The sequence below is a fragment of the Actinomadura rupiterrae genome, from assembly GCF_024172125.1.
GTDB classification, from domain to species: Bacteria; Actinomycetota; Actinomycetes; order Streptosporangiales; family Streptosporangiaceae; genus Spirillospora; species Spirillospora rupiterrae.
On sequence record NZ_JAMZEA010000019.1, the window covers coordinates 111,176 to 124,103 of the forward strand.

Consider the following 12,928-nt stretch of genomic DNA (forward strand, 5'->3'; position numbering starts at 1 on the left):
CGCCGTGCGGGGGCGGCGGACCGGTCGGCGATCCGGGCGTCAGCGGCTGGGCGGCGCTCCGTTGGGTGCGGCTCCGTTAGGTGCCGCGCCGGCGGGCGGTTCGTGGCCCGGGCCGCCCTGGCGGGGGCCGGGGCCGGGGCGGGGGCCTGGACCGCCGATGGGCATGGGTGCCGGGCCGGGACCGCCGCCGGGCCTCGGCCCGCCGGGCATGGGTCCGGGCATCGGGCCGCCGGGCATCGGCCCCGGCATGGGGCCGCCGAACATCGGGCCGCCGGGCATCGGGCCGGGGAACGGGCCGTCGCCGGGGGCGGGCTCCTCGCGGAGCATCGGGCGGGCGGCGGCGAACTGGGTGCGGCACAGCTCGGCGTACAGGCCGTCCCGCTCCAGCAGCTCCTCGTGGGTGCCGCGCTCGCGGATCCGGCCGCCGTCCACGACGAGGATCTGGTCGGCCTCGCGGATGGTGGACAGCCGGTGCGCGATGACCAGCGAGGTGCGTCCGGCCAGGGCGGTGCGCAGCGCCCGCTGGACGGCCGCCTCCGACTCGGAGTCCAGGTGCGCGGTCGCCTCGTCCAGGATGACGATCCGGGGCGCCTTCAGCAGCAGCCGCGCGATGGCGATGCGCTGCTTCTCCCCGCCGGACAGGCGGTAGCCGCGGTCGCCGACCACGGTGTCCAGACCGTCCGGCAGGGACGCGATCAGGGACCAGATCAGCGCCGCCTCGCACGCCTCGATGATCTGGTCCTCGGTCGCGTCGGGACGCGCGTACAGGAGGTTGGCGCGCAGGGTGTCGTGGAACAGGTGCGCGTCCTGGGTGACGACGCCGATGGTGTCGCGCAGCGAGTCCAGGGTGGTGTCGCGGACGTCCTGGCCGCCGATCCGCACCGTGCCGGTCGTCGCGTCGTACAGGCGCGGCACCAGGTGCGTGATGGTGGTCTTGCCCGCACCGGACGGTCCGACCAGCGCGGTCAGCTTGCCGGCGGGCGCGCTGAAGGACACCTCCCGCAGCGTCGCCTCGGGTTCGGCGCCGTTGGGTCCGCCGCCGTTCGCGCCGTTGGGCGAGGGCGGACGGCCGAACAGCTCCAGCGAGGCGACCGACACCTCGCTCGCCGCCGGGTAGCGGAAGGTGACGCTCTCGAACTCGATGTCGGGCGCCGCCTCGGCGGAGCCGGTGGACGCCGCCGGGCGGGCGGTCAGCGGTTTGGCGTCCGGGGACTCGGTGATCAGCGGCTTCAGGTCCAGGACCTCGAAGACGCGGTCGAAGCTGACCAGTGCCGTCATCACGCTGGCCTGCATGTTCGACAGCTGGTTGATGGGGCCGAACAGCCGTCCGAGCAGGGTGGCGAGCGCGACCAGGGTGCCGAGTCGGAAGTCCCGCTCGATGACCAGCGCGCCGCCGAGCCCGTACACCACGGCGGTGGACAGCGAGGCGATGAGCGTGACGGTGATGAGCAGCAGCTCGGAGTAGACCGCGGTGGTCGCGCCGATGTCGCGGACGCGGCGGGCGCGGCGGGCGAACAGCGCGGCCTCGTCGCCGGGCCGCCCGTACAGCTTGGCGAGCAGCGCGCCGGTGACGTTGAAGCGCTCCTGCATCAGGGCGCCCATCTCGGCGTCCAGCTGCATCGACTCGCGGACGAGGCGCTGCAGCCGGCGGCCGACCAGCCGTCCGGGCAGGGTGAAGAACGGCAGCACGACCAGCGCGATCAGGCTGATCTGCCAGGACAGGTAGATCATGGTGCCGAGCACCAGCGCGAGGGTGATGATGCTGGACAGCACGTTCGACAGCAGCGCGGTGATCGCGCGCTGCGCGGCGATGACGTCGTTGTTGAGCCGGCTGACCAGCGACCCGGTCTGGGTGCGGGCGAAGAACGCGAGCGGCTGGCGCTGGACGTGCTCGAACACCTCGATCCGGACGTCGCAGATCAGGCCCTCGCCGATGCGGGCCGACAGCACGCTGTCGGCCCAGCGCATCACCGCGTCCAGGACCGCGAGGCCGGCGACGCCGAGCGCCACCCAGACCACCACCGAGGTCGTCTCCGGGATGATCCCCTCATCGATGATGACCTTGAAGCTCATCGGGATCGCCACCACCACGCCGGCGCCGAGCGCGGTGAGCAGCAGCAGCGCGGCCACCCGCCAGCGGTAGGGGCGGGCGTAGGGCAGGATCCGCCGCCAGGTGCCGGGCCGCACCCGCTGGCGGGTGAGCCCCTCCTCCATCGGGCCGCCCATCATTACCGGCCCCGGACCGCCGATCATGGCAGCTGAACCTCATCTCTCTCCGGCCTGCGACCGGGCTCGGGCATTCACTCGGCCTTTTCGTACTGGCGCATTTCCTCGACCAGGCTCAGCGGCCGCATGTCGGTCCAGTTCTGCTCGATGAACTCCAGGCAGGCGGCCCGGGTGTCCTCGCCGTGCGCGATCGTCCAGCCCTGCGGGACCTCGGCGAACGAGGGCCAGAGCGAATACTGCCCCTCGGTGTTGACGAGGGCCAGGAAAGTGCCGTTCTCGTCGTCGAAAGGATTGGCCATGCCCACTCCTCTGATCGGTTCACCGGACACGCTAGCCACGCTCCGGAAATTGCATCAAGGCGCACAGTTGGACGAGCGCCGGAATTGGACGGCGCGCAATCAATTCCCCTGCCAGCGCGGTGGCCGCTTCTCGGCGAACGCGCGCGGGCCCTCGGCGGCGTCGGCGCTGTTCCGGCGGCGCTGCTCCCAGGCGTACTCGGTGGTGAAGGCGTCCGGCAGCGGCAGGTCCAGCGAGCGCATCACCGCCTCCTTGAGGGCGCGCAGCGACAGCGGCGCGGAGGCGAGCAGGTCGTCGACCCAGCCGGCGACGCACTCGTCCAGGCGCTCGGCCGGGACGACCTCGTTGACCAGCCCGTAGTCGAGGGCTTGCGCGGCGGTCATGCGGCGTCCGGTGAGCAGGTAGCCCATCGCGGCCTTCAGCGGGATCTGCCGGGGCAGGCGGAACGCGCCGCCCGCCCCGGGGATCAGCCCGAGCCGCGCCTCCGGCAGGCCGAACACCGCGTCCTGGGAGGCGATGACCAGGTCGCAGGCGAGGGCGAGCTCGAACCCGCCGCCCAGCGCGTACCCCTGGACGCGCGCCAGGACGGGTTTGGACAGGGTGAAGCGTTCGGTCAGCCGGGGCCATCCGGGCAGGCCCCGGCTGCCGAAGGTGGTCGGCGGCGCGCCCTGCTCGCCGAGCCGGGCGCGCTCCTTGAGGTCCTGCCCGACCGAGAAGGCCCGGCCGCCCGCGCCGGCGAGCACCGCGACGCGGACCGCGTCGTCGGCCTCGACGTCGTCCCAGATCCGCGCGAGCTCCTCGTGCATGCGCAGGTCCATGGCGTTCAGGACGTCCGGCCGGTCCAGGGTGATGTAGGCGACGTGGTCCTTCTTGTCGTAGCGGACGCGCCGTTCGGTCATGCCCGCCCGGCCCCCGCCGCCTGGGCCGCGTCCGCCTGGGCCGCGCCCGACTGGGCCGCGGTCGGCAGGGCCGCGGTCGGCTGGGACGCGGCGGTGAAGCGGCCGACCTTGGCCAGCACGTCCTGGCCGTAGATCCGCAGCGCCTGCTGGAGCGCGAACTCGGCCGCGTAGCGCCGGAACCGGTCGGTGTCCTCGTCGGCGAGGTTGAGCATCCGGCGGTTGGTGACCACAGCCGGGCCCTGGAGGCGCGCGACCGCGCGTTCGACGGCGGCGTCCATGTCGGGGCCGGGCGGGACGACCTCGTCCACCAGGCCGGCGGCGTCGGGTTCGGTGGCCCAGATGCGGCGGCCGCTGAGGATGACCTGCCGCGACACGCGCGGGCCGGTGGACCGGCCGAGCCGCAGGTTCCCGAAGCCGGGGATGATGCCCTCCTGCGCGGCGGGCAGGCTGAAGTAGGCGTCGGCGGCGGAGATGACGTGGTCGAATGCCAGCAGCAGCTGGGTGCCGCCGCCGATCGCGAACCCGTCGACGGCCGCGACCCAGGGCTTGTCCACGGTCGGCCAGTGCCACGGCTCGCCATCCGGGGACCGTACGCCGCGGACGAGCTTGCTGATGTAGCCGAGCTCGCGGCGCAGCAGGAACCCGACCAGCGAGATGTCGCCGGCGTGCAGGGCCTTGAGGTTGATCCCGGCGCTGAACACGCGCCGCCCCCGGTACCGGGGGTGGGTCATGACCCCGCCGCGGACGAGCCCGACCCGCACGTCCGGGTCGAGCATCGCCAGGTCGACGGCGGTCTCCATGTCGTCGACCTGGGTCTCGTCCTCGGCGTTCAGGCGGTCGTCGCGGCACAGCGTCACGTAGGCGACGCCGTCGCGGCGCTCCAGCTCGACGGCCTCCATGCGGAGCGTCCCGGTGCGGGTGAACTCCGGCAGCAGGTCCAGCGCGCGACGGGTCGGGGTCAGCATCGCGTCCAGCAGGTGCGGCCCGGCGACCGGGGACCGCAGGATGCCGCGCAGGAAGATGCCCTGGTCGATCTCGCGGCCTTCCTTGTCGGCCTGGGCGCGGGTGCGTTCGGCGGCCAGCTGCTCGGCGGTCGGGACCAGGCCGGGGTAGGCGTCGGCGGCCGCTGTGACCAGCTCGTCGATGCGCAGGTCGCGGGTGCGTCCGTCGGTGAGCCGGTCGTAGACCTCCTCGGCGTGCTCGTCCATGAACCGCATCCGCATCCGGCGGACGCCGTCGGCCTCGGCGGCCAGCGCGGCGCGCTGCGCCGGGGTGCGTTCGGCGGGCGCGGGCGTGACGTCCAGGAGGTCCTCGAACCGGGCGGCGGCCTCGCCCAGGTCCGGTTCGGTCAGCGCGGTCACGGCCGGACCCCGGCGGTGCGGCGCAGCTCCCGGTCGCAGGCGGCCAGGTGCGCGCCGAGCGCGTCCTCGTAGCTGGTGGTGGCCGCGTCGAACATCAGCTGCCGGCGGATCGACAGGTCGGGGCCGGAGTAGGCGCCGTCGCGGCCCGCCAGCTCGGCGAGGGCGGCGCCCGGGTCGTCGGTGACCTGGTCGAGCAGGCCGAGGCCGAGCGCCTGGTCGGCGGTGATGGGCTCGCCGAACAGCACGGCCCGCCGGACGCGCGCGGCGCCGACCTGGTTGACCAGCCGGAACGTCGCCATCCCCGGCCAGGTCGTGGACCGGTCGGACGGGACCAGCAGCCGCGTGCCGGGGCGGGCGAGGCGCCGGTCGGTGACCAGCAGCGCGTCCAGCGCGGCGCCGCCGCAGTCGCCCGCGGCGACCGCGACGGTGGTCATCGGCAGCCGCTCCAGGCGGCGCAGGGTGCGCTCCCACCGGTTGACGGTCGGCAGGTCGAGCGCGTCCGTCCAGCCGGGCTCCGGCGCGCCCGACACGTGCACCAGGACGACGCCGGGCCCGTGGTGGTCCTCGGCGCGGTCGCAGACCGCGACCGCCGCGGCGACCGCGTCGGCGTCGAACGGCCGCGAGCCGTCGACGTGCAGCTCCAGATCGTCGAACACCTCGAAGTCGCGCATCGCGTCGCCTTTCATCACATCGGTCTCGGTCATGTCGCCTCGCATCGTGTCGCCGCTCACCACTGGACCAGCGCGGTCTCGAGCGTGGAGCCGGGGCCCATCGTCATGAGCACCCCGTAGTCGCCGGGGCGGGTGACGCCCTCGCGGACCAGGCGCTGGTAGGAGAACAGGAACGAGCCGCTGGACAGGTTCCCGTAGTCGCGTAGCACGCCGGTGGTGTGGCGGACGTCGTGGCGGCGCAGGCCGAGGTTCACCACGACCGCGTCCACGACCTTCTTGCCGCCGGAGTGGACGAGCCACTGCGCGATGTCGCTGCGCCGAAGGCCGGTGCCGGACAGCAGCCGGTCGACGACGATCTCGGCGTGCGCGCCGACGACGTAGGGGATCTGCGGGTCCAGGTAGAAGCTGAAGCGGCCGAGGTCGCGGTCCCAGTCGTAGCGCATGGCGTCCACGGCGTCGGTGACGATGCAGCTGGCGAACCGCAGGATCCGCGGACCGCCCGCGGTCCCGCCGGACGCGCCGCCCGGTGCCGGTGTGCTGGTCAGGCCGTCGAGCGCACCGGCGCCCGTGGCGGACGGCGTGCCGTCGTCGGCGACCAGGGCGACCGCTGCCGCGCCGTCGCCGAACAGGCTGTTCACCACGGCGGTGCGCATGGTGGAGTCCAGGGCGTAGGCGGCCGAGCACGCCTCGGTGCACAGCACCACCGCCAGCTCCCCGGGATGCGCGACGGCCCAGCCGTTCACGACGTTCAGCGCGTTCAGGCCGGCGTTGCAGCCCATCCCGACGATGTCGGAGCGGGAGCAGTGCCGGTCGATGCCGAGCTTCTTGATCAGCAGGGCGCTGAGCCCGGGGGTGAGGAAGCCGGTGGTGGTGACGCAGCACAGGTGCGCCAGGTCCGACAGCCGGTGGCCGGAGTCCTCCAGGCAGGCCAGCAGCGCCTCGGCGCCCATCTCCAGCGCGATGCGCTTGTGCTTGTCGAGCAGGTCGCCCTGCGGCTCGGGGTGGCGGACGCCGTCGGGTCCCGGCTCGGGGAGGGTCAGGTGGCGCCGGTCGATGGCGCTGTTGAGGAAGACCGAGCGGACCTTCGGGTCGGTGATGCCGAGGGTGTCGAGGACCTCGTGCTGGGTGTAGACGGTAGGGCTGCTCGCGGTGCCGACGCCGGCGATGCGGGCGAGGACGCGGGCGGACGCGCGTTCGGGCGCGGTCTCCTGGACGAGGACGGTCATCGGAAGGTCCACCCCCACATGCGCGGCTTGCTGCGTAAACGGCTCGTGCTCTGCACGGCGCTCACCTCTCGGATCGGTCCGGTACGGACGGTTCGGATGGGTTGTTTCGGGAGGGAGGTCAGAGGCGGGACGCCTGGGCCTCGATGAAGCGGGTGAGCCGGGCGACGCCCTGCTCGATCTGCTCGTCGGACAGGTAGCTGGTCGACAGGCGCAGCTGCCGACCGCCGCCGCCTTCGGGGTGGAAGTAGGACATCGGCGTCCAGATCACGCCGAAGTCGTGCGCGGAGCGGTGCAGCGCCTGCTCGTCGGCGGCGAACGGCACGTCCACGCGGATGAAGAACCCGCCGGTCGGGGTGTTCCAGCCGACGCCGAGGGCGGCGCGGCGGGCGGGCGGCAGGTGCCGGTCCAGCGCGTCCAGGGTCGTCTTCATGGCGTCGCCGTAGTAGCCGGCGGCGGGGCCGCTGAACTCCGACAGGCGCCCGTCCGCGGCGAGCAGGACACCGGCGACGGCGGCCTGGCTGAGCGAGGGCGTGTTGACGGTGACCATGCTCTTGATCTTGGAGATCTCGTCGGCGAGCAGGCCGGTACCGCCCTCGGCGTCCACCACGGGCTGGTCGGCGATGACGAACCCGACGCGCGCGCCGGGGAACACGGTCTTGGAGAACGAGCCGATGTGCACCACGCCGTGGGCGCGGTCCAGGGACTTCAGCGTCGGGTGCGGCAGGCCGGGGCTGACCAGGCGGTAGGGGGTGTCCTCCAGGACGAGGACGCCGTGCCGGGCGCAGAGGTCCAGCAGCTCCCGGCGGGCGCCGGGCTCCATGGTCGTGCCGGACGGGTTGGAGTGGTCGGGGACGACGTAGAAGGCGCGCGCGCGGCGTCCCTGGGCGGCCTCGGCCAGGATCGCGGCCTCGACGTCGGCGACGTCCAGGCCGTCGGGGCGTTCGGGCACCGGGGTGACCGGCAGGTTCAGCAGGCACGCGGCGCCGGTGATGCCGACGTAGCAGGGGCTGGCGACCAGCAGGACGTCCTCGGGGGCGGCGAACAGGGCGCGCAGCGTCAGCAGCATGCCCTCCTGCGCGCCGACCGTCACCACGATCGACTCCGGCGGCACGTCGATGCCCTCGTCCTGGGCGAGGGAGTCGGCGATCACCGTCCGGATCAGGCCAGGCGTCGGGCCGTACTGGAACAGCACCGTGCGGATCTCCTCGGCGGTGCGGCCCTGCTCGGCGAGGTGGTCGAGATAGCGGTGCATGTAATCGAAGATCTGCTCGTTGCCGAAGAAACCGTCGTAGGGACGGCCCGGCGCAAAGGAGATCGCCTCGGGATAGCGCAGCGTGATCTCGTTGAGGAAGGTCATCGTGTCCAGCAGCGGACTGGCGACGCTGGCGTGCAGGGACTCCTTCCGGAGCACCCCGTCCCGCGCCAAAAGCTGTTCGGTCATTGGACCCCCGGACGGCATTGATCGAAGATCGTCGGCATTAAAGGCCGGGTCAGCATTACACGGGCCCGCGGAACCGGACAAGGAAGCTCCGCATTGTCCAGACAGGCCGCGGCGCGCCATTGTCCAAGCGGCCGAATCGCCGGTTGGACGGCTGAATGCGGGCGGGCCGGCCGTGTTGAGTTCCGCGCCCCGGCGCAGTTACGATCACCGCGCCCCCGTAGCCCAATTGGCAGAGGCAGACCCCTTAAAAGGGTTTTGGTTGTCGGTTCAATTCCGATCGGGGGTACGCACCGCACCGTCCCGGGCGGCCCCGAGCCGCCCGGGACCGCCCGGACCCCGCCGACACCGCCCGAGCACGGCCGAGACCGCCCGAGCACGGCCGCAGACCGGCCTGGGCCGGCCTCCGCCCAGCTGGAATCGTCCTTCCGCCCGTCCTGTTCAGGCCTCGGCGGGGGCGCCCGGACGATCGGTCGAGACGCGCGGCAGGTCGGTGCGGCGGCGGATCTTCAGCTTCCGGTAGATCCGGGTCAGGTGCTGCTCGACCGTGCTGGCGGTGACGTGCAGCCGGTGCGCGATCTGCCGGTTGGTGAAGCCGCCGGCGGCGAGCGTCGCGACCCGCCGCTCGGCCTCGCTCAGCGCGGTCAGCGGATCGGTGGCCGATGCCGGACCGCCCGGCGCGAACGCGGCGGTCCCAGTGGGGGCGCCGTCCGGGAACGCGGCGGATGCGATGAAGCCCGGCGCGTCCGCCCGTGGGGCCGGACCGTCCGGGAGGGTGGCGGGCTCGCGAAAGACCGCGGCGTCGGGGTCGGCGGCCGTGCCGGTCAGCACGACGCCGCAGTCGTCGGCGAGGGCGCGGGCGCGGCGGGCCAGCGCGGTCGCGGCGGCGCGGCGTCCGGCCCGGCGGTGGTGGTCGGCGAGGTCGGCGAGCGCGCGGGCCAGCTCCAGCCGGTCCGGGGACCGTTCCAGCAGCTCCACGGCCTCCGCGAGCGGCCAGATCCGCCGGTCGGGCGGCAGGGCGAGCGCCAGCACCCGCAGCGTCGCGCCGCGGGTGCGGGTCTCGCCGGGCGGGAGCAGCTCCAGCTGCTCCATGGCCAGCCGGTGCGCGGTGCCGGAGTCGCCCAGCGCCAGGTACGCCTCGGCCAGGTCGGTGCGCCACGGCACCACGCACGGCAGGTCCAGGCCGCTGGAGGCCATGAGGTCGCGGCAGGCCATGAACTCGGTGAGCGCCGCGCGCGGCCGCCCGGTCGCGAGCCGGTACCGTCCGCGCGCCCGCAGGTAGGGCAGGACGAGCGGGCTGGCGAACAGCGCCTCGGGCAGCGGCCGCCGCAGCACCGCGTCGGCCTCGGCGAACCGTCCGGTCACGGTGAACGCCTCGGCGGCGACCGCGAGCGGTATCCCGACGAAGATCCCGAAGCCACGCGCGGGCAGCAGGTCGAACGCTCCCCCGGCACACCGCGCCGCCGCGTCCGGCTCCCCCCGCCGAATATGGATCAGCGCGCGCAACACCAGGACCAGCGCGTCCGCCAGCGGCGGCCGCCGCCCCTCCTCCCGGTCCAGCGCATCGCACCAGCGCTCGGCCTCGTCCGGCTCCCCCGCATGGATCAACGCGGCAATGACCGCGATCCGCGTCAGATGCCCGAACCCCAGCCCCGCATGCCGCAACGTCTCCTCAACCGCCGCCACAATCCGCTCCCGAGCCCCAAACCCCCCATCACCCCCTTCCCCACCCCACCCCTCCCGCCCACACCCGTCCCCGACCCCCGCCTCCCGCGCAGCGCCCCCATCCCGCGCCGGAGACGTGCCGTGAGCCGCGGCCGCATCGCGCGCCGGGTGCCCATCCCGCACGGTGGACTCGTCCTGCGCAGCAAACGCACTGTGCGCCGGTGACGCAACGCGCCCGGCAGACGCGTGGGCGTGCGCGCCCTGCGCGGCGGACGCACCGTATGCCGGGGGCACACCGTGCGCGGCGGGCGCCTCCTGCGTAGCGGTCGCAGCGTGCGCCAGCGAGGCGTCCTGATCCACCGTTGTGCCGTGAGCTGCGGACGCGTCGCGCGCCGAGGCCGCATTTCGCGCTGCGGACTCGTCCTGCGCAGCGGGCGCGCCGTGCGCCGGGGACGCGTCCCGCGCGGCGGACGCACCGTGCGCGGCGGGCGCCTCCTGCGTGGCAGGCCCATGGTCGGGCGAGACCTGCGCGATAGATGCAGCGGAGGGCGCGACCACATCGCGCGCGGGCGCGTCGTGCGTCAGCGCCGCGTCGCGGGCTACGGGCGCATCGTGTGCCGGGGGCGTGTCGCGCGGCGGGTGTGCATTGCGTGTGGCGGACTCGTCCTGCGGGGCGGGCGCATCGTGCGCCGGGGGCACAGCGTGCGCGGCGGACGCGTTGTGGGGGGTGGGTGTGTTGGGCGGCGGGGGTGTGGCTTGGGTGTGGGCGGTGGCGGCGGGGTGGCGGGCCAGGCCGGGGTAGGCGTAGCGGAGCCAGGAGTCGGGGACGTGGAGGCGGTCGGCGGAGCCTTCGCGGGACGCGCCGGACGCCTCGACCAGCACGTCCAGGACCTCCTCGGCGCGGCCGAGCCACAGCATCCAGGTGACCAGCGTGACGACGGCCTCGGCGGGCAGGAGGCCGGCGCGCGCGTCGCGGCCGAGATCGGCCAGGTGGCGGGCGGCGGTGGCGGGGTCGATCTGCCACTCGGCGCGGGCGAGCTCGAACCGGACGAGCGGGGTCCGGTCGTCGGTGCATTCGCGCAGCGCGAGGCGGAGCCGGTCCACCGCGTCCGGGGCGCGGCCCTCGGCGAGCGCTTGCCCGGCGGCCTCGCGGAGCGCCGCGACCGACCATGCGGCGGGGGCGCGGTCGGCGGCGACCAGGCGGTCCGCGACGGCCTCGGCGGGAGCGCCGTCGTGGTGCAGCAGGTCGGCGGCGCGCAGGTACAGCGCGGTCCCGGCCCGCGATCCCAGGCCGCTCAGCACGGCCCGGGTGATCGCCGGGTGGCGGAACCGGTCGCCCTCGACCAGCCCGGTCCGGCGCAGCAGGTCGTGCGCGAGCCGGATGCTCTCGCCGTCCAGGCCGGTGAGCTCGCCGTGCAGCTCAGCAGGGGTGCCGGTCGGGAGGACGGCGAGCGCCTCGGCCGGGCCGGTGGTGCCGGACCGGTGCAGGCAGGCGAGCACCGCGTGGCGGAAGGCGTCGCCGAACACCGGGCCGTCGGGGCGTCCGGCGGCGCGTCCGTCTTCGGCCAGCGCCCGGACGAGCCGGGGGTTGCCGCCGGTCGCGCGGCGCACCTCGTCGGCGAGCCCGCGCGCGGTCGGGGCGTCGTAGTACTCGGCGAGCAGGGCCGTCACCCGCCCCTTGGGCAGCGGACCGAGGCGCAGCCTGCGGGTGCGCGCGGAGTACAGCAGCTCGGTGTGCGGGGCCCGGCGCGCCGGGCCGGACGGCGGGTACCCGGTGAGCACCAGCAGCAGCCCGGCGGCCTCGGGACGCCGGGCGAGGTGCAGCAAGAACTGGAGGGACGCGGCGTCGGCGTGGTGCACGTCGTCCACGCCGATCACCACGCGGGTGCGCTCGGCGAGGCCAAGCAGGATGTCAGCGAGCTGGTTGAAGACCGGCGTCGGTACGGACGCGTCCGTACCGACCGTCCCGTCCGGGGGAAACCCGTCCAGACCCAGCCTCGGCACCCCTCCCCCGGCTTGTGGCGGCACGTCGCTCAACTCCCAGGACAGCAGCCCGTCCACGCCCGAGCCTTCGAGGCCACCACCGGCCAGGGGCGGCAGCCCGTCCGAGCCCGGCACCGGTAAGTCCCACATGTCCAAGGGCGGGAAACCACTGCCGCCGGAGGGGTTCAGACCGTGCCCGCCTCCGGACGGCACCGTTCCGTTCCCGGCCGCACGCGGCGGGACGCTCCCGTCCGAGATCCGCAGGTCACTCCGGTCCGCGAAGCCAAATCCGCTCCCGCCAGCCGGGAACGGCAGGTTGCCCGCGCCCGGGAACGTCAGGTCGCTCCCGTCCGCGTACCGCAGGTCACTCCCGCGCGCGTCCGGCTGGACGCCCTCGCCCGCGAACGGCGGGACGCCTTCGTCCGCGAACCGCAGGTCGCAGCTTGCGAGCGGCGGGAGGTTTCCGGCCGGGGACGGTAGGTCGGGCCTAGGCGCGAACGGTGGATTGTTTCCGTCCCATGGAGGCGCATTGTGTGCGGCGGAGGTTGTGCGGTCGGTTGCGGATGGGGACGGCAGGCCGACGGCGTCCAGGGGCGGGAAGTCGGCCGTGTCCAGGGGTGGGGTGCCGTGTGTGTGCGGGGACGGTGTGCCGGGCGTGTCCGGGGACGGCGCGGGGCGTGCGGCGGTGGGGAGGGGGACGGAGGTGGGGAGGCCGGTGGGGCCCTGCATGGCCGACAGGGTGGCGGCGATGAGGGCGCCGTCGCGCAGGAGGCGCTCGGCGCGGGCCACCTCGTCGGGGGTGAGGGCGGGGAGGGAGAACAGCTGGCCGACGGTGCTGAGCGGGAGGTCGCGTTCGGCGCTGGCGCCGGCGGCGCTGAGGAAGGCGGCGCCGCCGCCGGCCATCCGGCGGCCGAACTGGTGCAGCAGGCTGGTCTTGCCCATGCCCGCGGCGCCCTCGATGACCACGATGTCGGCGGCCGGGGGCAGCCCCGGCCGCTCGGTTCCGGCCAGTGCGGACGGTTCGCCCGGCGACCCGGCGACGCCCATGCTGCGTCCACCCCCTGTGCGGTGTCCAACCCCCTGGGCCGTTCCGGTCCTGGCTCCGCTGGCGCCGGGAACCGTTCGGCCCGTTGGATCGTCGCACCGCACCGACACCGAGACA

The 12,928-nt window shown here is 74.4% G+C and carries 8 protein-coding genes and 1 tRNA gene; 1 reads left to right on the forward strand and 8 read right to left on the reverse strand.

Features of this window, described 5'->3' with window-relative positions; genetic code table 11:
• Positions 1 to 39: 39 nt before the first annotated feature.
• The 7 genes from FHU30_RS44140 to FHU30_RS44170 form a co-directional block, all read right to left on the reverse strand.
• Positions 40 to 2,253, reverse strand: a complete 2,214-nt coding sequence (locus tag FHU30_RS44140; protein ID WP_253883710.1) for an ABC transporter ATP-binding protein — start codon at positions 2,251 to 2,253, stop codon at positions 40 to 42.
• 47 nt (positions 2,254 to 2,300) lie between these two features.
• Positions 2,301 to 2,525 carry an MbtH family protein gene (locus tag FHU30_RS44145; protein WP_253883711.1) on the reverse strand — a complete coding sequence of 75 codons (225 nt, stop codon included), beginning with the start codon at positions 2,523 to 2,525 and terminating at the stop codon, positions 2,301 to 2,303.
• 99 nt (positions 2,526 to 2,624) lie between these two features.
• The gene (gene dpgD, locus FHU30_RS44150; RefSeq protein WP_253883712.1) at positions 2,625 to 3,422 is read right to left on the reverse strand and encodes an enoyl-CoA-hydratase DpgD; all 798 of its coding nucleotides are present in this window, start codon (positions 3,420 to 3,422) and stop codon (positions 2,625 to 2,627) included.
• A complete protein-coding gene (gene dpgC / locus FHU30_RS44155) occupies positions 3,419 to 4,783 on the reverse strand; it encodes a (3,5-dihydroxyphenyl)acetyl-CoA 1,2-dioxygenase DpgC (protein WP_253883713.1) in 1,365 nt (454 codons plus the stop codon). Before dpgC ends, dpgD begins: the two co-directional genes overlap by 4 nt.
• Positions 4,780 to 5,487 (reverse strand): enoyl-CoA-hydratase DpgB, encoded by a 708-nt coding sequence (gene dpgB, locus FHU30_RS44160; protein ID WP_253883714.1) that lies wholly within the window; start codon positions 5,485 to 5,487, stop codon positions 4,780 to 4,782. The genes dpgC and dpgB overlap by 4 nt, the downstream gene beginning before the upstream one ends.
• Before the next feature lie 23 nt (positions 5,488 to 5,510).
• Positions 5,511 to 6,680 carry a 3,5-dihydroxyphenylacetyl-CoA synthase DpgA gene (gene dpgA / locus FHU30_RS44165; RefSeq protein ID WP_253883715.1) on the reverse strand — a complete coding sequence of 390 codons (1,170 nt, stop codon included), beginning with the start codon at positions 6,678 to 6,680 and terminating at the stop codon, positions 5,511 to 5,513.
• Between the two features lie 118 nt (positions 6,681 to 6,798).
• Positions 6,799 to 8,121: an aminotransferase-like domain-containing protein gene (locus FHU30_RS44170; RefSeq protein ID WP_253883716.1), complete on the reverse strand. Its 1,323-nt coding sequence runs from the start codon at positions 8,119 to 8,121 to the stop codon at positions 6,799 to 6,801.
• A gap of 211 nt (positions 8,122 to 8,332) precedes the next feature.
• Between FHU30_RS44170 and FHU30_RS44175 the strand changes: the two genes are divergently transcribed.
• Positions 8,333 to 8,407: transfer RNA gene (locus tag FHU30_RS44175), tRNA-Leu, on the forward strand.
• Between the two features lie 152 nt (positions 8,408 to 8,559).
• On the opposite strand, the gene FHU30_RS44180 is transcribed toward FHU30_RS44175, so the two are convergent.
• Positions 8,560 to 12,813: a LuxR C-terminal-related transcriptional regulator gene (locus tag FHU30_RS44180; RefSeq protein ID WP_253883717.1), complete on the reverse strand. Its 4,254-nt coding sequence runs from the start codon at positions 12,811 to 12,813 to the stop codon at positions 8,560 to 8,562.
• Positions 12,814 to 12,928: the final 115 nt, after the last annotated feature.